Here is a 20113-nt window from a genome sequence, read left to right as displayed (position 1 = left end):
AAGACGTTCACTGCCCAATAAGACATTTTCGGCACAAACTCACGACCTTGAACACCTCGCGCCTCACGCCGACTGTTATTATTAGTCAGGATTTTCCCGAATTCTTATCCCGCAAAGTTCTATGTGATTGAATATCCAAGGCTCAATACATCGGTCATAAATAGTTAATGTTAACTATAGACCATTATTAATCCGTCATTCCCCACTCAACACCGTGCGCAAGCGCGGGTTGCGCAAGTCTTTTTCCGAGAGTACAGGCGACTCCAACGGCCAGGCGATGTCCAGCTCCGGATCATTCCAGAGCAACCCACCCTCATCCTCTGGGTAATACAGATCGGTGCATTTGTATTGAAAATCGGCGATATCGCTGAGCACGCAAAAGCCGTGGGCATAACCTGGTGGCACCCATAGCTGAAGATGGTTGTCGGCGGTCAATTTGACCCCCACATGTTCACCACACGTCGGGGATTCAGGATTGATATCTACCACCACGTCGTACACTGCACCTTGTGTGACCCGCACCAACTTGCCTTGGGGCCGGGTCTTTTGGAAGTGCAAACCACGCAACACGCCATACTGCGAGCGCGAGTGATTGTCCTGGACGAAAGGCAATTCGATGCCGGCGTCGCGATAACGCTGCTGGTGGTAGCTCTCGAGAAAGAACCCGCGGGCATCGCCGAAGATTTTAGGCTCGATGATCAGTACACCGGGCAGCCGGGTATTGATGACATTCATTTTGCGGGCTCCGTATTCAGCACCCGTGCCAGATATTGGCCGTAACCGGTTTTGTGTAACGCGGTGGCTTGTTTATCGAGTTCCGCGGCCGACAACCAACCCTGGTGGTAGGCCACCTCCTCCAGACAAGCCACTTTCAAACCCTGACGCGCTTCAATGGTCTGGACAAAATGCCCGGCCTCCATCAACGAATCATGGGTCCCGGTGTCCAGCCAGGCAAAACCACGTCCCAACACACTGACGTGCAAATCCCCGCGCTGCAGATACGCGTTGTTCACGTCAGTGATTTCAAGCTCGCCGCGGATCGAAGGTTTGACTTGCTTTGCAATGCTCACAACGTCTTTATCGTAGAAATACAAGCCGGTGACAGCATGGTCGGACTTCGGATGTTTAGGCTTCTCTTCGATCGAGATCGCCTTGCCGTTATCGTCGAACTCGACAACGCCAAAACGCTCCGGATCGCTGACTCGGTAACCGAAGACGGTGGCACCGGTCTGTCGTTGTGACGCTTCGCGCAACAAGGCGCTGAAGCCATAACCGTAAAAGATGTTGTCGCCCAGAATCAGCGCCACATTACTGTCGCCGATAAAATCCTCGCCGATCAGGAAGGCCTGGGCCAGACCATCGGGAGAAGGTTGTTCGGCATAACTGAGTTCAATGCCGAAAGAAGAGCCATCACCCAACAGGTTCTGGAAGTTGGGCAAGTCCTGCGGCGTGGAAATAATCAATATCTCGCGAATGCCCGCCAGCATTAATACCGACAGCGGATAATAAATCATCGGCTTGTCGTAGACCGGCAGCAGCTGTTTGGATACACCACGGGTAATAGGATGCAAGCGGGTGCCGGAGCCGCCTGCCAAAATGATGCCTTTCATATGAGGATTCCCTTCAAAGTTGAATAGAGGCAGGGTCTGAATGGTTCAACCGATATGGCCAAGACGCTCCGGGCGGTACTCACCGTTAAGGACTCGTTGCCACCACTCTTGATTATCCAAGTACCACTGAACCGTTTTGCGTATACCGCTCTCAAAGGTTTCCTGCGGTCGCCAACCGAGTTCGCGCTCGATCTTGCCCGCATCGATGGCGTAACGAAGATCATGCCCCGGCCGATCCTTGACGAAGGTAATCAGCTCGCGATAACGATCGACACCCACTGGCTTGTTGGGCGCCAACTCTTCGAGCAGATCACACAAGGTTTCCACGACCTCAAGATTGGTTTTCTCGTTATGGCCGCCGATGTTGTAGGTCTCGCCGACCTTGCCCCGACTCACAACCTCGCATAGGGCGCGGGCGTGATCTTCTACAAACAACCAGTCGCGAATCTGCAAACCATCGCCATAGATAGGCAGAGGTCGCCCGTGGATGGCATTCAGAATCACGTGGGGAATCAACTTCTCGGGGAAGTGATAAGGGCCGTAATTATTCGAGCAATTGGTCACCAGCACCGGTAGACCATAAGTGCGTTGCCAGGCTCGAACCAGGTGATCCGAACTGGCTTTGGACGCCGAATAGGGCGAACTTGGCGCATAAGGGGTGGTTTCACTGAACAGGCTATCGGGCCCTTCCAGGTCTCCATACACCTCATCGGTGGAAATATGGTGAAAGCGAAACGCCCACTTCACTTCTGCCGACAGTCCATTCCAATAACGCCGGGCCGCCTCGAGTAAGGTATAGGTCCCGACAATATTAGTCTGGATAAAGTCTGCAGGGCCGTCGATAGAACGATCGACATGCGACTCGGCGGCCAAGTGCATCACCGCATCCGGTTGAAACGTCGCGAATACTTGATCCAGCGCTTGGGCGTCACAGATATCGACGTTAAAAAAGTGATAGCGCAGTGACTGGGCAACGCCGGCCAAAGATTCCAGATTGCCGGCGTACGTTAACTTATCGAGGTTCGCCACTTCATATTGAGTATTTTCAATCAGGTGCCTGACGACAGCAGAACCAATAAAGCCGGCTCCGCCGGTCAGCAGAATACGCATCGTCATCATCATCTCCCGACCGACTGATGGGGATACCACTTAGCCAATAACTCTTCGTACTGAAGCAAGATCTGATTCCATGTAAACCGCTGATGAAAACGGTTACGACTAGCCATTTCCATCTGCTGTTGCGTTGAATCGTCCGTCAGCAGTTGAGTAAACAAGGCGCTGCAAGAAGCTTCATCCTTGAAATAAGCGGCGCCACTTTCCGTTACCCAGCGATTGAATTGGTTGTCATGGGCAATGACTGCACAACCCGCGCCTAGCGCTTCGACCAACGATGGGTTGGTTCCGCCGACACGATGCCCGTGCAAGTAGAACCGGCAATAAAAACGCAGCGCCTGCACGACTGAAGTTTCATAGATCGCTCCGGGAAAGATGACCTCGGCGCTGGCCGCGTCCATGACCTGTTTATGGTACGGATTATTATTCGGTTGAAAGTTACCCAGAACGACAAGCGTGTGATTGCGCAGTGTGGAACTGAATGCGCGGACCATCTCCAGAAACGAGTTTTCGGGTTCGGGCCGGGCAATGATCACCGAGAACTGGCCCGGTTCCAGGGCATAAGTTGCCAGTAACGTCGGATCAGCGCCGGTGACCTCATCCCCGCCATAAGGGATCATCGTGATCCTGGCCGCGGAAACCCGTGTCGCCAAGTGATCTTTGATCTTCGGGTGATCGGCGACCAAATGATTGCCCATCCAGCAGCCGGCTCGTTCATTAAGCCAGAACCAGGTCTTGGCAATGGTCCCCCATTTGTCACGCCGCCACTCAATGCCATCCATGTTAATGATGTTGGTCTGGCCTTTGAGCCTTTGCAGCAAACTGAACACGGCGGTGTTGTAACCCAGGGTCAGAAACAACCCCTGTTGCGCTGCTGCATGACGCGTGGCTTTCCAGTCAAAAACAACTGTCCCCAGCGCACCTGCCTGGGTCACAGGGATATGAATTCTGTTGACATCGTTCCAAGTGCTATAAGTGATTTCTCCGCGGCCCTCTTCCTGGCAGTAGACATACACTTGCCAGCCGTGCGCCGTTAAATAAAGCGATAGCTTTTCCGCAAAGGTTTCAAAACCACCGTGTTCAGCCGGGACACCTCTTATGCCAAGGATATAAAGTTTTTTAGGTGTCATGTTGCATCTCGTTAAATAATGTTGAGAACTTGCTTTCGAACACTTCCAGGCTGAAGTCTCGAGTACGGGATAACGCATTATCAGACAGCGTCTTGTATTTCTTCGGATCCAGCGAGATCCTGCTCACTGCGCTGTAAAGTTCTTCTATGTCGTACGAAGAAATCAAATAACCTTCGATATCACTGCGTACTAACTCGGTGGGGCCACCTACGGGAGGAACGATCACCGGCAAGCCATGGGACATCCCCTCGAGAATGGTCAAACCGAATGTTTCAATCCAGCCATCAGGTCGGGAAAGATTCAGAAGCAAATCAGCTCGAGAATAAAAGCCCGACAGGTCCGTTTGGCGAGGATAAATTGCAACATTGCCCGGAATGTCGATGTTTGAAAAAAAACTATCGATTTCACTCAGGCTGGCATTGAGCACCAGAGTGAAACTCAGATGTTTGTCATCCTTGCTGCGCTGCGCCAGCGCCAAGAACTCCATAACGCCTTTGTAGGCCTTCAAGGAACAGATCATCAAAGAAGTGAAACCGGCCTCTTCCTTCACTCGATACTGCTTCTCAACCTCGGAATCCAGCGCATTATGAATAATCACTTGGGGGAGTTTGGTAAAGCCTTCCTCCTGCATCAGGTAGTTTGAGACGAAAACCACCTTTGTACTGGTCTTCTCAATAATTAGCCTGAGAAACCGCTTCAGAATATTGGGTTTTATCGATGTTTCATGCACATGATAATAAACCGGAATTTTTAACAGCTTGCCCGCCAGTGCCGCCCCAAAGGGCATCATGGTATTGACATAAAACACGACATTCTGCCGCCTGTATTTAAAGCACTGAATAAACAACAACCCTTGAGAGATTAGGTAGTAGCCAAGGGTCAACAACTTATTCTCTGACCTTTTATAAAAAAGCCTGCTCTGCACATCGGCCACTCCAGCCAAGAAACCGTCGCCGTGAGCGCTAGTGATCACCTCGGTGGCTATATTGTTATTGGTCGCAGCCCTCACCACTTGAGACAAGACTTTTGGGCTACCACTTCTGTCGTTGAACAGGTGAATGAAAACCAGCTTCTTTGAGTTCATGCTTAAGTTCTTTTAATGAGTGAGCGACTGAGAGTGGTGAACCGCTCGGTGAGCGCGAGGCACACCCAAAAAATGGCGATCGAATGGGCGGGAATAGTCTGACTCGAGAAGGTCATGGCCAGGAAAAACGCTACCAGAGCGGCCCCAACTCTGACTTGATAGCGGTCGACACGCTGGTCAATCGCCAGTTTGCGGACAGCGGTCAAACTGCGCTTGATCACCAGAATTATGAATGCGAAGAAGACGATGAAACCGACGGCGCCCGTGTCATTGAGGATTGCCAAGGGCAAATTGGATATCCATGCACTGCGATGATTCTCTGAACCGACCAACTCTGGCGCAAAAGAATAGATTTCGCTGAAGCTGTAGATGCCATTTCCGAACAGGGGGTTTTCCAGGATGGAATTTGCCGCCAATGCCCACATGATAAAACGCGTCTTGACCGAGTGGGTCCTGCCAATCAGCTCATAATCACCAAAGGAAGAAACAATGAAATAGGACAAAAGCGATACAACTGCCACCAATAAGGCTGCCCCCAACAGGTACTTCACCAAGTCCCTGTTCGTGTACTTCCTTGGATAACTCAAGCCGTGATATAGCCAGACTGAGATAATGTAGGAAACCCACGGCGCCCTTGAGAACGAAAAAAGCAGGGCGGTGTGCAAGCCGATCACAAGCACCCACCACCATAGCTTTCGGTAATAACCCAACGCTAGCACTGTCAGGGTGATTAGCGAGACAAACACCCCGAACAGATTGGCCTCATAAATCCCGCCACGGATGCGCGTCCCCCCACTCCCCTCCTGCAGCCAGTGAACGGCTAAATCAGGAAGCGGAAATTTCAACAGCGAGAGCACATAGATCACAGACAAAACCGGACCTGAAAACCACGCCAGCAACAGATAGGTTCTGGACTTGAAAATTGTAAAAGGATTGGCCTTTAACCAGATCACTACGTAATAAAACGAAGCCGCCAGAAGTAAGCCTGCATACATCTTCAGGGACCAGGCCTCCACCGGCCCGGAAGCTGATGCGTAAAAAGCCAGCACAATCCATACAGTCAGAATCACTCCTGTTTTGGGTAAGCGCAGCGCGATATTCGAGCTGACCAATAACAGCACAGCGATAAAGAAAATAGGGGCGGCCAGTAACCTTTCCAGTGTCAGATTATTACCACCCAGCGACCATTCAATATTATTGAACACCACCGTGATGCCGATAATAACTGCCAGCACATAACGCGGATTGATATTTGAGGATCTTAAGCTAGCGGCACGCTGGTTCATCATGAAAATTCAATTGGCTTTTTTACTATTTTGCTTGCAAGGGCTCCATCTAGATACTTCCAGGTCGCCTGCCTCAGTGTCTCCAACTGCTGATGACTGTGCGTAAAATCGACGGGCTTTTCGACCACCGAGTTGACGTCACTCAGGCAGGTTACCAGACGATCGGTCAAACCGACTTTATCCAAAAGACCCTTGATTCTGTTCAATCCGCTTTCCGGCAATGCGGTAACAAACGGAATACCAAAGTTCAAGGCAAAGGCGGTGCCATGGAAAGAATTAGTGATCACGAAGGACGCATTGGCGAACAGCGAAACATAATCAACCGGGCTGGCATCCATTATGTGTTGATCGCTTTTGTAGCCCAGGAACGGGTCTTGATCGATCGCCACAACTCGTAGCCCTAGAACGGTTCTTATTCTGTTGATGGTCTCCCGAACCAGAGCGTCTTTCTTCAGGGTATAAACAAGAATGTATTTATCAGCGCTGCCTGGTCCTTGACTGGAAAGCTGCAGGCTCTGCATCCACTCTTGCTTGTTAAGCATTAAGGTAGGATCCAGGGTGTGATCGACCTTTTGGTTTCCCAGCATGTTGCGCAGGTTTTGCGCCGTGTCTTCCTCCCGGACGGAAATGCTGTCAAAGGTCGACAATGCCTTTCTGACCTTGAGTTCTTCCTCCTCGGAATAGCGGTAGGAGCCCGCACTTGAGGAGAACGAAATCTTCTTTTTGGCTCGGGAAAACGCCAGCATATAGTTCAAATCCAGTTCGCCCGTAATCATCGGGTTCCATATCTGGTCGCTGCCACACACCACACAGTCAAAGTCACTGGATAAGGTTTGAAGCGCTTGTAAATCCTGGCACGCGGGGGTCAGATTGTAGTGAGTTCGCATAAACTCTCTGAATTTCGCGATCAACCTTCTGCGAGGAATGATTCGAAAGAAGTCCTTCCCGGCTCTGAAAATACTGCGCGGGTTACTGTCTACCCGAATCAGTTTTAACGTGTTTTCCAGCTCCTTACTTTTGTAATCGATGATGTTGACGTCGCCATATTTCGATAGCACGTTCTGGCTGGCGAGTGCTTGTAACGTTCCGCCATAACTGTTGGCGTGATGTATGGTGATCAATGCAATTTTCAAGGTGCTGAGTCCTTTGCGACCAAGGGTGAGACTTACTGACCGGACAGCTTGGTATACACTTCACTGATGGGGCGACGCGGAGAAGCACAGACCGTGTTCTGCTCGTTCGGATAACCTATCGCCAACATCATCATCACCGTGTGCTGCGGACTTATCTTGATCACCTTGCGGAACTTGATATCCGCCCTCCCCGATTGACTCCAGTTCAAGCAGCACGAAGCTATACCGATTGAATGCAACGCCAGAATCACCGACATGGAAAACATCCCCCCGTCGATCCAGTGTTGGTAGCGTTCTCGTGGAGAAACGAAAGCCCGCAAGTCGGTGGTTATAATCAGCAATTCTTTTATTTTGTGGCCGAAACCCCGATTGCCATCTTGAAAAGCAAGGGCCTGTTGCGCCAACTCGCCCTCCAGATGATAAACATGCCACGATTGTCTGTTACAGGCCGAAGGTGACTTCATGGCCATCTCCAGGGCTCTGCTTAATGCTTCGGCACTTATTTTTTCGTCGGAGAACTCTCGCAGCGAGTACCTGGACATGAAAAAATTTTCTGGAACGGCCAGTCGCCCTTTATCGAACGCTGTCTTGTCGTGGTTAATGGCGCCACTGTTGTCATAAAACGGAATTGATCGATTGCTCAGGCTCTCGACTTTAATCAGGCGTTTTATAAGCGCAGCGGTTTTCTCTGGCTGGTGGGTTATTTCCGCTTCAGCGAATTTCTTTAATACCGTGATCGCCACCAAGTCATGATAGCCCGTGCCATTGAGCGTAAATGACTGCTCCAGTGCCTTGATAAGTGCATTGGCGCCCGCCCATCCAGACCCCGGCTTGCGATTGGTAAAACTCAGGCTCTTTTCCAGGGTGTGGTACACCTTGACCATGTAATAATTTCGGGTTTCTACCGAATTGAGTGAAGATCGCCATCCGGCGTACCTGATATACCGACCCAAGTCATATAAAAAGCCAAACCCAGCCAATACTGTTCGGGCATAGATTTTTGCGGTATCAATCATGAGAGTTCATCTCCCGACTGTCGGTGTTCATAAATAATTTAGGCATGGGGAGCTGCACCTGCTATCGAAACTTTGTTCTTGAAAACTAACCGTTGGGCGCCATAAAAATATAACGACAACAGCAGCAAATTACTGATGACAGTCGCTACCGCGGCACCCCGCAAGTCAAAGCGAGGGATTAAGACCAAGTTAAGCAATACATTGATGACCGCCACCACTACCATGCATTTAACTTTAACTTTCATATGTTCCTGAGTCACCAATGTGGCGCCAGCACTGAATGCCAGAAAAATGATCGGGGCCGACAGGGAAAGAATTTTCAAGATCGACGAAGCGTCTCGATAAGCCTCACCAAACAGTAGCGGTACTGCCCAGTCCGCGCAGACCAGAATCGCCAGCATGGCCAGCGTTCCCAGCAACAGCATCAACCAGTTGCCCTTGCGGTATATCTGATAAAACATGTCTCGATCATGGTTCGCCCAGCGATGCATCTTGGGCAGCAAGAATCGCTGATAAATCACGCTCGGCAACAAATACACGGCGGTCATGATGGTGAACGCAACGCTGTAGATACCGGCAGCGCTATTACTTGAGAGATGTTTAAGCAAGATAATGTTGCTTTGAAAATAAATCAGATGCGAGAACGCCGCGACGCCAAATGGCCAACTGGCGCCGGCAACACTTAACATCTTCGGACTCACTGACAGGGCCGTGAATCCAGCGGTCAGTTCGTGGCCCTTCAGGGTCAACTTCCCATTTGTCATCTGCAACAGCTGGGGAACGGCCAACAAAAAAAACAACACTGCAATGGCCGAAAAAAAGGCGGCGTAGTATTCCGTGGCTATCGGCGTGGCACTCATGACCGCCGTGACGAAGACCATCGAACAACGAACAAAATGCGGCAAAAATTGCCAAAGTGCCAAGTGCAGATATTTTTCTTCAAGTTGAAGTTTGCTGCTCACTAGTTCTACTGACAGCTGCCCCAGTATGTACAAGGAAAGAATCAACAGCAGGTTCTGCGTTAACCGATCATGGCTGGAATAAAGCGCCCACGCCACAATGGAGCAGATGAGAAACAAGGTACTTAAGGCGATGAATTGAAACGAAGGTTTCAGCCAGCGTTTCGCCGCCCAGCCCTCTTGGCCAAAAGCCTTGAGCCAGTACTGCGATATCCCAAAGCCCGCCAAGGGCGCGAGTAGTGTAATGGTGGTAAGTGCTGACGAAAAAGCACCGAAGTCATTGCTGCCCAACTTTCTGGCCAGGAACACCTGAGTGAGAAAGGCGAACCCGGCTCCCGCGAGGGAACCGACCCAAAGGAGCGATATAGCCTTGAACGCTGTGGTTTTATTCATTGACCTGTCATTCTCAATCACGCTACCGCCCCAGGATTTTTCGTCATCTTCCTCAGGACGTGGTGCTTCCATTAAATATCGGTTTGATCATGCCTATTGGCTAATGATCCGGCGCAGCAATAAACGATAAAAACTCAAGAACAACAGCAATACCGTCAAAAATCCGAACTTATGACGTGCCCCGTTTAATACCCATCAACTCTTGTCGGAGGCGTATTCGTAGTGGTAATAACCATAATCACTGTAACCATATTTATTGGAGGCTTTTTTCTCCACGCCGTTAAAAATCGCACCTTTAATGACAACGCCATTCTGGGAGAACCGGCGGACCGTCAACTCGATTTCTTTCGCCGGATTCAGGCCATAACGCGTCACAATCAGGTTGGTCCCGGACAAGCGCCCGACGATCGCCGCGTCTGTCACCGCCAGTAGTGGCGGAGTATCGAGAATCACCAAATCATATTGCTCACTCACCTGCTCCAATAGCGCACTGAAATTGGCGTGCATCAGTAACTCGGAAGGATTGGGCGGTATTTGGCCTCGACTGACAAAATCGAAGTTGTCTATTGCAGTCTTATGGATAGCGGTGGCCGCATCGCAGCGCCGGGCCAGGATATCGGAGAGCCCATTGTCTGAAGAAACACCTAACACTTTGTGCAGATAGCCCTTGCGCATGTCGACATCGATCAGCAATACCCGCAACCCGGTTTGTGCTATCACTACTGCGAGATTGGCCGACACAAACGTTTTACCCACCTGAGGGCTGGGCCCGGAAATCATCAGACGGTTGTTGTCAGACTCATGCATGGCGAAGTGCAGACTGGTTCGCAAACTGCGCAACGCCTCGACTGCCAGATCGGTGGGATGACTGACAGCCAGCAAAGTAGAAGCTTTACCGGGACGCCCTCGTCCGCGGGAGACTTTGTCTTCTTCGGTTTTCTGCAAAATGCTGTAAGGAATCGAAGCGTAGACCGGCAAGCCAAGTTGCTCGATGGCTTCGGGACTTTCCAGCCCTCGGTTCAGCGCCTTGCGTACCAGCACCAAAGCCACCGCCAGGAAGCCGCCAAGAATAGTGGCGATCAGTACAATCAAGGCTTTTTTCGGTTTGACCGGCTTGAGGAAATTGACATCCGCGGTGTCGATCAGACGCACGTTACCGACGGTGCCCGCGCGCATCACATCCAGTTCCTGAGACTTGTTCAGCAGTTGGGTATAAATGGCGGTACCGACCTCTACATCCCGGGTCAGGCTCAGCAGTTCTTGCTGGGTGGAGGGAAGGCTTTCCACCTTGGACGCCAAACTTTTCTGCTTGCTGCTCAACTCACCAATCTGGGTCAACAAGGCGCGATAGGCGGGATGTTGGCGGGTGAATTTGCGGTCCATCTCGGCTTGCTGCAATTTCAACTCTGAAATGCTGGTATCAAGCCCGACAATCTGATCAAGAATGGCTTTGGTTTCGAGCGTGATGTCCACGGACTTGCTGCGAGTCTGGTATTCATTCAAGGCATTCCCGGACTTTTCCAAGTCCTTCTTGACCACCGGAAGTTGCTCTTTTAGAAACGCCAGGCTTTGCGCTGCCTCTGCTGAAGTGCGTTCGACGTTTTGCCGCACATATATGGCAGCAATTTCATTAAGTATATTAATAGCCTGATCCGGATCTGTACTTTCCAATGCCAGGCCGATCATTCCCGAGTCTTTTCCTCGCTCGGATACATCCAAATCCTCTTGGTAGTCGAGGATGCTGGTCAGGCGAGAATTGCGGATGATTCTGAAGCGGGTTCCAGGATTGGCGTGCATTTCCTCTATCTGGAACGCAACGCCATTTTGTTCGAAAAGTTGCCCAGTCTGGGTGGCTGCCAATAGGTTGTCGTCTTCGTCCACCAAGGTGTAATGACCATTTTCACCCGCGGTCAGGGTCAACTTCTTGCCCAGTTGCGAGTCGGGAAGATCCAGTTTGAATATCTTCAGCGACTCCCCTCCCCAGGCGAAACTGTTCAACCCCAACAAGGGGTCGGCTATTTCACCGGGATTTTTACTCTGGAATCGACGAGCCAGGAACTCGCCGACCACCGGGAAGTACATTGGTTGTATGACGATATCAAGCTTCAGCTCATCGACCGTTTTGCCAATCACCGCTCGCGACTTGATCAGCTCGATCTCAGTCGCCGAAGGCGACTCTTTCCCCAACATGCTGCCGACATCGGAGAAACCCAACAAATCGTTCTTTTTTGCTTCAACCTGCAACAGCGCATTCGCCTGGTATACCGGGGTCGCAAGCACCGCGTACGCGGCTCCAGCCACCATGAAGGCACCGGTAACCGCGGCAATCAGCCATTTATGGTCGATGAGTGTTCCAAACAAGCCGAGAAGATCAATCTCGTCATTGTCGCCGTCCCGCACGTTAACTACCGGTGCTTGCTGCATAAGTCGGATTCTTTGCCTGTATTACGATTCAAAAAGGAGTGGCCATCAGCGCGCCAGGCGCTGTGCCCATGCGAGTACGGCTTCTTCGATCAACGCATAAGCGTGCACAAATGCAGGTTTGCCTTGACGGTAGGGGTCGCTGATTTCGCGATCGTCTTGCCATTTGCCCAATAGCAACACTTTGCCTCGCGCTTCAGGGGCAATGTTGAGTACCCCGCTGACATGTCGCCGCTCCATCACCAGAATCAAGTCCGCCTCGCTGACGGCTTGAGACGTGAGCTGAACGGCCTGGTGCTCATGGGGCAGATGACCGTGCTCCGTGAGTACGGCGTGTGCCGTCGACTCGATGGGTTTGCCCGCCAAGGCAGCGAGGCCAGCCGAACTGACCTTGATATCGGAATGAACGAGAGCCCCGCGCAGCAGATGCTCCGCGGTGGGACTGCGGCAAATATTGCCGACGCAGACAATCAAAACCCTTTTAAGCAAGATAACATTCCCCGTCTTGTCAACATTGGCGGTGACATAGCACTTGCCGAACATAAGAGCTTTAAACTACGAATGAATCCGGGTATGTATAACCCCAGTAACTGCAGCTGAAACTTTCAAACCATCAGTGCGTATTTATTACCATGACGTTTGAACAGCCCCCAACTTTTTCTTCAGACAAAAAATAACATCTCACTCTTTGAGCGCTGAAAATAACAGTTCTGGAATTTATCCAGACAATTTCTAACAATTGTCGTTTTCCCGCGACCGTTCAATCTAAATTACACCGAAATAGCGAGTGGCTAATATATAGCCGTTCCGTTAGTGCATTGCCAGGACGTCGGACATTCGGTTAGAAGTTGGGTAAGAGATGTCTTGGGTAATAACGTTGTTTACAGCGGGTTGCGTCAGGAGCATGCCGTGGAACAACCAGGCATGCTCGCCGGCCAACCGCTGCCCCCGCCTTGCGCGAAACATGGCGTACAGGCCTTTCGCTGCCCCTGCAGCGTTGCCAACATTTTTCTCGAGTGAACGAGCCATTTAGAGCCCGCACTCTCCAGCGTTACCGGTTCCGACAACCCGTCGAACCTTTCCTACTGCCATTAGCCATTCCATCTGTCTACTTTCAAGGACGCTTTCATGATTCGTAAATGCCTATTCCCCGCTGCCGGCTATGGGACCCGCTTTTTGCCCGCCACCAAGGCCATGCCGAAGGAGATGCTGCCGATCGTCAATAAGCCGCTGATCCAGTATGCCGTCGAGGAAGCGCGCGACGCCGGCCTGCAACATATGGCCATCGTCACCGGCCGGGGCAAACGAGCGCTGGAGGATCATTTCGATGTCAGCTTCGAGCTGGAACACCAGATTCGTGGCACCGATAAAGAGCGGTACCTGGAAGGCACTCGAGAGCTGATCGATACCTGCACTTTTTCCTATACCCGCCAGGTAGAGATGAAGGGCCTGGGTCACGCGATTCTCAGCGGTCGTTCGTTGATCGGTGATGAGCCATTCGCCGTGGTGTTGGCCGACGACCTGTGCCTGAACCTTGAGGGCGATGGCGTACTGGCGCAAATGATCAAGCTCTATCAGCAGTTCCGCTGCTCGATCGTGGCCATTCAGGAAGTGCCGCGTGAGCAGACTCAAAAGTACGGTGTGATTGCCGGCGAGCTGATTCGCGAGGGTATTTACCGGGTCAACAGCATGGTCGAAAAGCCCCGCCCGGAAGACGCCCCATCCAACCTGGCCATTATCGGCCGGTACATTCTGACGCCCGACATCTTCGATCTGATCGCTGACACCGAGCCTGGCAAGGGCGGTGAAATCCAGATCACCGACGCCTTGATGAAGCAGGCCCAAAATGGCTGCGTGCTGGCTTACAAGTTCAAGGGCCAACGCTTCGATTGCGGCGGCGCTGAAGGTTACATCGAAGCCACCAACTTCTGTTTCGAGCACCTGCATCAGAACACCTTGTGACGGCGCTGAACCCTGACAAACGTGTGCGTTATCGAATTGATTTTATGGTCTTTATTTCCCTATGGACGAAGCCTCTATGAAGACATTGAGCGGTTTCAAGGCAGGTGACAGTCGCCGCCCGTATGGCGCTGACCTTAAAAACAACCTCGCGTACCTCATCGTGCGCGCCTATGCGTCGGAGCTGATTTTCCCCCGCGTGCAGAAACCGTCGGTGCTGCTGGTGGAACGCATCGGTGCCTTCCCCTCCTCCGGGGAAATCCGCCGTCAGGTCAAGGATGGTCCGGCGTTAATGGCGAGCATCAGGCAGCGTTACGCCGCCGACGCCCTCGACATCGACGAGAGCGATGGGCTGAACCTGGTCTTTGCCGACTGGCGTCTCAGCTTGCGTCTTCTGGACGATGATGGCGCGACGTGCCTGACCGTGGAAAGCCGCGGCGACAGCTCGCTCATGCAGCACAAAACCGCCGAAGTGCTGAAGCAGATCGACGCAGAGGAGGCATTTAAATGAACGCGATTGCAGAGCACACCGCCAAAGCCTGGTACCTGCTTCAGTGCAAGCCCAAACAGGATGAGCGCGCCGAAGAGCATTTACAGCGCCAGGGCTACGCCTGTTTTCGTTCGACCTACCGGCGTGAGCGCGTTTTGCGCGGGCAGCGTCGAGTGATCAGCGAGTCGTTGTTTCCGGGCTATCTGTTTATTCAACTGAGCCTTCAGGACAGTTGGGGCCCGCTGCGCTCGACCCGCGGTGTTTCGCGAGTCGTCGGGTTCGGCGGTCAGCCACTGCCGATCCGCGATGCACTGATCGACGAGCTTCAGGAGCGAGACAGTCAGGCGATCGTCACCACGTTGTTGAGGCACGGAGATACGGTGCGCATCACTGAAGGCCCGTTCTCCGATCTCGAGGCGGTGTTCCTGGCCATGGATGGTGAGGAACGGGTGCTGTTGATGATGAATTTCCTGCAGCGTGAACAGCACATCAGCTTGCCACTGGCAGGGGTTAACAAGATTTAGATCCACTCAGCATCTTGAGTAAAAGAACCTGTGGCGAAGGATCTTGCTCCCGTTTGAGTGCGTAGCACCCACAAAAATCGGTTGGCAGATTTTTGGGGCCGCTACGCAGCCCAACGCGAGCAAGCTCGCTCGCCACAGACCTACGCCCCTTCCGAGAGATGATTCCAGTCGATCCAACCCAAAAACCATGTCGCCAGAATCAGCAAACCGAACGCAATCCGGTACCAGGCAAACACCGCATAACTATGATTGGCGATGAACTTGAGCAAACCGCGCACGGCAATCATCGCAAAGAGGAATGCGGCAACAAACCCCAAGGCAAACACCGGCAAGTCTGCGGACTGGAACAGGTCGCGGTACTTATAGCCCGAGTACACCGCGGCCCCCACCATCGTCGGCATCGCCAGGAAGAATGAAAACTCGGTAGCCGTCTTGCGTGACAGGCCAAACAGCAACCCGCCGATAATCGTCGAACCCGAGCGCGAAGTGCCGGGGATCATCGCCAGGCACTGTGCGCAACCGACTTTCAAGGCATCGGTCCAGCGCATCTCGTCAACGTGATCGATAACCACCACATGCTCACGTTGCTCCGCCCACAACATGATGATTCCACCTATCACCAGCGCCACGGCAACGGTGATCGGGTTGAAAAGATACTCATGGATTTTGTCGGCGAACATCACACCCAGAACAACCGCCGGCAAGAAACCGATCAACAAATTCAGCGTGAAACGTTGCGCATTACGCTGGGTTGGCAAACCGGTAGTGATCTCCAGAATCTTGCGACGAAACTCCCAGACGACCGCCAGAATAGCCCCCAACTGGATGATGATATTGAACGCCATGGCTCGCTCACCGCCGAAGTCGAGCAAGTCCGCGGCAATAATCTGGTGTCCCGTACTGGAGATGGGCAAAAACTCTGTGAGCCCTTCAACCAACCCTAGAATCGATACCTGCGTGGTGGTCCAGAAGTCCATTAATCCCCCGTTAAACCCTCTCGGCTGAAAGGTCTGTTGATGATGCCGAACATTTGATTCTGGTCGCGATTAAGCCTGTCGGACCAGCGGAGGATTAAAGCGCACTCTCTGCCTGCTTGAGCTAAACGTTATAAAACGTCCATGTCGCAGCGCCGGGTCCGCGCTCCTGAAATACCCTTCGGCCCAAGAACGTCTGAGAATGAAATTCTTTTGCAAAATCGGCACTTGGGTATCGCGAATTTATGGATGCCACTCATCGTCGGATCGTTGACGTTTCGGCTTTGGGCGCGCGCAATGTTCTACCCAAAAATGATCGCCCAAGAGAAAACTCCATATGGCAAAGATCATAGTACTCGCCGGCGACTTCCCGCAGTGCGACGGGGAATATCACCTTGGAACCATCACCCTCAAAACGTCCCTCAAACCCCGGCTTGGAACCAGCTTCCCGGTCTCGGAGTTTAAAGATCTAACCGTTCAGAACACTGATTCCAACAAAAATATAAAGAGCGCCATAGGCCTGGGCCTCGCGGGTGCCATGTTGCTCGGTCCCGTCGGCGCCATCGCCGGCTATCTGCTCGCCGGAAAAAACACCGAGGTGACCTTTATGGCCACAATGAAGGACGGTGCAAAGCTGCTCGCGGCGACCGACAGTGACACCTTCCGGGATATCTCGGCACGCGCCCTGAAAAAATCCCGAGCCGGCCGCCGAGGCCCCCTTTCCAGCTCACTTAACAACGGATCCATTCATTGATCCGCTTGCCCGGCGACTGCGAGAATGTTGCAGGGCACCCGATACAGAACATGCTCCGTGGTACTGCCCACCCATTTTTCCAGCCCCTTGCGATGGGCATTGCCCATGACGATCACGTCGGCCCGGTGATGCGCTGCAAAGTCGGCCAATGCTTTGCCTGGCGGCCCTGCAACGAAGTGTTGCCGTTCGGTGGGCACGCCGTAGTGATCGGCCAACGTGATGAATGACTTGTGCAAAGACTTGCGCACGTCGCTGTTGAAGCCGGGCATCGTCACTGCACCCGCGCCCGCATCGGATATATGTGTCTGCGATAGATCGTAGGCATACAGCAGATGCATTTCTGCATGGCATTGCGTTGCCAATTCGTTCGCAGCCTGGATGATCAGGTCGTTGATTCCAGTGATCTGAGTCTCTGGATGCGACGGATCGACGGCCGCCACAATCACGCGTGGAAGTGGGCAACTGACTTCGCTGACCAGATGCACAGGCACCGGACATTCACGCAGCAGATGCCAGTCCAGAGGCGTGATGAATACGCGCTTGAGCGCCGACTCATGCTGCACGTCCTTGATCACCAGATCCGCCTGCGTTGTTGTCACGTGCTGAAGGATCTCTTGCAACGCGTCGCGTGTGAAAAGCACCTCAGTACTCAGGTTGATCCCGCGCCCACGGATCAGATCGGCTTCATCGTTGAGCCATTTTTCGTTCTCTTGCTGGCAAGCCTCACGAAACCGCGCACTGGCGTGGATCAAACCCAAGATGTTGAAATCTTCGATAAACACCGTGATATGCAGCGCTGCGCCCGTGGCCTCGGCAATGGCGACGGCCCGCTGCAGTGCCGGCGTGTGACGCATGGTGGGGCCGGCTATTAGAAAGAGTCGTTGATATTGGCTCATGTCACACCTCCAAACGTTCTGGGATATCTGCTAGCCCCCCAGCCTTTCGTCTGTCGCACCGCCAGCGATCTGCTATCGCCTCAATGACCCGGATCGACACAATCAATATACGCCTGGATTCAACTAACCAGCCATGATGGGGTTCATCATACCCACTACGATGAACCCCATCCCGACGGTCAATTGATTGACGACAATTCAACGTTACTTCTTCGCGTACTTCGCGCCGTGCGGATCGTTAAGTTTCACCTGCATCAACTCCCATTCACGCTGAATGATCGAGTAAGGGATAAAGACGCTGATTCTCTCAGCCCCCTTTAACCCAGGGTGAAAACTCACATCATTAAAAGAGGTGGAGAAAAAACCGACATTGATACCGACAATACTACCGTCATTGGCGATGACGGGACCACCCGACATCCCCTTTATTATCGGGGCATCATGAATGGCATAGCGTTCGCCGCTGCCTTCATTGCTATTGATGAAAGGCGCCGAATACACCTTGCCTTGGCCGCTGACGGTGGTCATGTAGGGGCTCGCCCCCACGGCGGTGATGTGTTCACCCACACGCGGTGTGCGCCATGACGGGTAGCGGCCGTCGGCCTTGTGCTGGATGAAGACAAGGTCGCAACCGGTGCTGCAGCTGTATTTCACGTTGCGGATGAGGGGGGTGTGGCGAGTGGTGACGGCATAGTCTTCGTTCCATTGCACGGCCGAGGCCATGTACAGATAAGGCAAAGGAAAGCCCGAGAAGACTGAAAAGTATGAATCATTGGCAGGCCCCGACAAGTCGGGCTTTACCATACCGTTGCATCCTGCAAGAACAGCTCCTATTAAAAAGTAGGTCATGAATTTAATCATGATGATCACCGACTTATAAGGAGGATTGGATTTTTATTGTGGCGAAACTTTTGGTTGTCAGGTTCTTGTAGTTTTCCTCGCAGCCCGGCCTGGTTGGTTATTTATGGCTTAAGTTTTAATAAATGCGTATGAATAAATTGTGCTAAGACTAATTACTTTTCGATCCATATAAGAAACTTCAACTATTTGACGCCTGAAAAATGGCACCCAGATAATAAGCACACTAGAAATTAAACTTTCTTACTTGGTGTAAAGCCCATGAAACAGCGGCTTTCAGGGCAGTTGAATCGCCTTGGCATGCCGGGGTAACGCCACAGAAATCAGCGCAGCGAAAATAACAAATGCGCTGGATATCCATAAACACGCCCCCAGCCCGAAAGCCTGATAAACCCAGCCAGAGAGCACGGTGCCGATCAGCCGCCCCATGGCATTGGACATGTAGTAAAAACCCACATCCAGCGACACGCCGTCTTCCTTGGCATAGGACACGATCAGGTAGCTGTGCAGAGAGGAATTCACCGCGAACAGCGCACCAAAGACCATCAACCCGCCTAACAGCACCGCCTGTTGCGACAACCCGGTGTTCAGGCCCAGAGCGATTGCCGCGGGCAGGCCTGCCAGAGCAAATGCCCACAGAAAGGCAGCGCGACCATCAGGAACATGCCCCCGTTTCTTGCCAGTGATTCGCGGCGCGAACGATTGCACGATGCCGTAGCCGATCACCCAGGCCGCGAGGAATCCACCGACCTTCCAGAAGTCCCAGCCAAAGACGCTGCTCAAGTACACCGGCAAAGCCACGACAAACCAGACATCGCGAGCACCGAACAGAAACATCCGGGCCGCCGACAGAATGTTGATCGCCCGGCTTTTGGACAGGATGTCGCGAAACCTGGGCTTGGCTTTGGCCTTGCCCAAATCCTTTTTCAACAGGACCAAACTGCTGACCCAGATCAGCGCCAAGACACCCGCCATGGCCAGCAATGCCCCTTTGAACCCGATCAGGGCGAGCAATGCCCCGCCAAGAAAGAAACCAACACCCTTGAGTGCATTCTTCGAGCCGGTGAGGATGGCTATCCATTGGTAAAGCGTGCCCTGCTGCCCCTCGGGCACTAACAGCTTGACCGAGCTTTTGGCGCTCATCTTGTTCAGGTCTTTGGCGATCCCCGACAGCGCCTGCGCGCCCATCACCCAAGGAATCGTCAGCCAGGCCACTGGCACCGTCAGCATCAACAACGCCACAACCTGCATCCCCAGCCCGATGTTCATGGTCCGGTTCAGGCCCAATCGAGCGCCGAGATAACCGCCCAGCAAATTGGTGATCACGCCAAAGAGTTCATAGAACAGAAACAACGCCGCGATTTGCAGCGGGCTGTAACCCAACGCGTGAAAGTGCAGCACCACCAACATGCGCAAGGCACCATCGGTGAGGGTGAAGGCCCAGTAATTGCCCGTCACGAGCAGGTACTGCCGCACTGGCGGAGCGAGGGCTGACAACGCTTTCATCACCGCT

At 52.7% G+C, this 20113-nt stretch carries 19 protein-coding genes; 4 read left to right on the top strand and 15 right to left on the bottom strand.

All coding sequences use genetic code 11. The features are described from left to right. Positions 1 to 195: 195 nt before the first annotated feature. The 11 genes from rfbC to ACZ9IM_RS13310 all read right to left on the bottom strand — a co-directional run bounded on the left by rfbC (position 196) and on the right by ACZ9IM_RS13310 (position 12634). Entirely contained in the window at positions 196 to 735 is a 540-nt protein-coding gene (rfbC, locus tag ACZ9IM_RS13360) for a dTDP-4-dehydrorhamnose 3,5-epimerase (protein WP_476224180.1), read from the bottom strand. After that, a complete protein-coding gene (rfbA, locus tag ACZ9IM_RS13355) occupies positions 732 to 1610 on the bottom strand; it encodes a glucose-1-phosphate thymidylyltransferase RfbA (RefSeq protein WP_476224179.1) in 879 nt (292 codons plus the stop codon). The genes rfbC and rfbA overlap by 4 nt, the downstream gene beginning before the upstream one ends. Before the next feature lie 45 nt (positions 1611 to 1655). Beyond that, complete coding sequence (rfbB, locus tag ACZ9IM_RS13350; RefSeq protein WP_476224178.1) at positions 1656 to 2726, bottom strand: dTDP-glucose 4,6-dehydratase; 1071 nt, start codon at positions 2724 to 2726, stop codon at positions 1656 to 1658. Between the two features lie 2 nt (positions 2727 to 2728). After that, complete coding sequence (locus tag ACZ9IM_RS13345) at positions 2729 to 3853, bottom strand: DUF1972 domain-containing protein (protein WP_476224177.1); 1125 nt, start codon at positions 3851 to 3853, stop codon at positions 2729 to 2731. Continuing rightward, complete coding sequence (locus ACZ9IM_RS13340; RefSeq protein ID WP_476224176.1) at positions 3843 to 4937, bottom strand: glycosyltransferase family 4 protein; 1095 nt, start codon at positions 4935 to 4937, stop codon at positions 3843 to 3845. Before ACZ9IM_RS13340 ends, ACZ9IM_RS13345 begins: the two co-directional genes overlap by 11 nt. Before the next feature lie 2 nt (positions 4938 to 4939). After that, positions 4940 to 6226 (bottom strand): O-antigen ligase family protein, encoded by a 1287-nt coding sequence (locus ACZ9IM_RS13335; protein WP_476224175.1) that lies wholly within the window; start codon positions 6224 to 6226, stop codon positions 4940 to 4942. After that, positions 6223 to 7356 carry a polysaccharide pyruvyl transferase family protein gene (locus ACZ9IM_RS13330; protein ID WP_476224174.1) on the bottom strand — a complete coding sequence of 378 codons (1134 nt, stop codon included), beginning with the start codon at positions 7354 to 7356 and terminating at the stop codon, positions 6223 to 6225. The genes ACZ9IM_RS13335 and ACZ9IM_RS13330 overlap by 4 nt, the downstream gene beginning before the upstream one ends. Positions 7357 to 7388: 32 nt before the next feature. Further along, a complete protein-coding gene (locus ACZ9IM_RS13325; RefSeq protein WP_476224173.1) occupies positions 7389 to 8372 on the bottom strand; it encodes a nitroreductase family protein in 984 nt (327 codons plus the stop codon). Between the two features lie 38 nt (positions 8373 to 8410). Beyond that, positions 8411 to 9796 carry a flippase gene (locus ACZ9IM_RS13320; RefSeq protein WP_476224171.1) on the bottom strand — a complete coding sequence of 462 codons (1386 nt, stop codon included), beginning with the start codon at positions 9794 to 9796 and terminating at the stop codon, positions 8411 to 8413. A 123-nt stretch (positions 9797 to 9919) separates the two neighbouring features. Beyond that, positions 9920 to 12148, bottom strand: a complete 2229-nt coding sequence (locus ACZ9IM_RS13315; protein WP_476224170.1) for a polysaccharide biosynthesis tyrosine autokinase — start codon at positions 12146 to 12148, stop codon at positions 9920 to 9922. A gap of 45 nt (positions 12149 to 12193) precedes the next feature. Beyond that, positions 12194 to 12634 (bottom strand): low molecular weight protein-tyrosine-phosphatase, encoded by a 441-nt coding sequence (locus tag ACZ9IM_RS13310; RefSeq protein ID WP_476224169.1) that lies wholly within the window; start codon positions 12632 to 12634, stop codon positions 12194 to 12196. Positions 12635 to 13273: 639 nt separating this feature from the next. On the opposite strand from ACZ9IM_RS13310, the gene galU reads away from it, so the two are divergent. The 3 genes from galU to rfaH all read left to right on the top strand — a co-directional run bounded on the left by galU (position 13274) and on the right by rfaH (position 15118). Further along, positions 13274 to 14107 (top strand): UTP--glucose-1-phosphate uridylyltransferase GalU, encoded by an 834-nt coding sequence (galU, locus tag ACZ9IM_RS13305; RefSeq protein ID WP_218399230.1) that lies wholly within the window; start codon positions 13274 to 13276, stop codon positions 14105 to 14107. A gap of 76 nt (positions 14108 to 14183) precedes the next feature. Continuing rightward, positions 14184 to 14615: a phosphomannomutase gene (locus ACZ9IM_RS13300; protein WP_476224168.1), complete on the top strand. Its 432-nt coding sequence runs from the start codon at positions 14184 to 14186 to the stop codon at positions 14613 to 14615. Continuing rightward, positions 14612 to 15118, top strand: a complete 507-nt coding sequence (gene rfaH, locus ACZ9IM_RS13295; protein WP_401173505.1) for a transcription/translation regulatory transformer protein RfaH — start codon at positions 14612 to 14614, stop codon at positions 15116 to 15118. The genes ACZ9IM_RS13300 and rfaH overlap by 4 nt, the downstream gene beginning before the upstream one ends. A gap of 140 nt (positions 15119 to 15258) precedes the next feature. Here rfaH and ACZ9IM_RS13290 read toward each other — a convergent pair whose 3' ends face one another. Next, positions 15259 to 16095, bottom strand: coding sequence for an undecaprenyl-diphosphate phosphatase (locus tag ACZ9IM_RS13290; RefSeq protein ID WP_123497711.1), 837 nt, complete (start codon positions 16093 to 16095; stop codon positions 15259 to 15261). 334 nt (positions 16096 to 16429) lie between these two features. Between ACZ9IM_RS13290 and ACZ9IM_RS13285 the strand changes: the two genes are divergently transcribed. After that, positions 16430 to 16846 carry a hypothetical protein gene (locus ACZ9IM_RS13285; RefSeq protein WP_476224167.1) on the top strand — a complete coding sequence of 139 codons (417 nt, stop codon included), beginning with the start codon at positions 16430 to 16432 and terminating at the stop codon, positions 16844 to 16846. Here the strand turns inward: ACZ9IM_RS13285 and ACZ9IM_RS13280 are convergent. From ACZ9IM_RS13280 to arsJ, 3 genes are all read right to left on the bottom strand, one after another. Further along, on the bottom strand, positions 16840 to 17742 hold the full coding sequence (locus ACZ9IM_RS13280; RefSeq protein WP_476224166.1) for a universal stress protein: 903 nt from the start codon (positions 17740 to 17742) through the stop codon (positions 16840 to 16842). The genes ACZ9IM_RS13285 and ACZ9IM_RS13280 overlap by 7 nt on opposite strands. 204 nt (positions 17743 to 17946) lie before the next feature. Continuing rightward, positions 17947 to 18546 (bottom strand): trypsin-like peptidase domain-containing protein, encoded by a 600-nt coding sequence (locus ACZ9IM_RS13275; RefSeq protein ID WP_427623839.1) that lies wholly within the window; start codon positions 18544 to 18546, stop codon positions 17947 to 17949. Positions 18547 to 18876: 330 nt separating this feature from the next. Next, a complete protein-coding gene (arsJ, locus tag ACZ9IM_RS13270; protein WP_476224165.1) occupies positions 18877 to 20106 on the bottom strand; it encodes an organoarsenical effux MFS transporter ArsJ in 1230 nt (409 codons plus the stop codon). Positions 20107 to 20113 lie beyond the last annotated feature (7 nt).

The sequence above is a fragment of the Pseudomonas sp. TE12508 genome, assembly GCF_056279485.1.
Note: the sequence above shows the minus strand (reverse complement) of the source record. Positions and strands in the feature narration are given on the sequence as shown.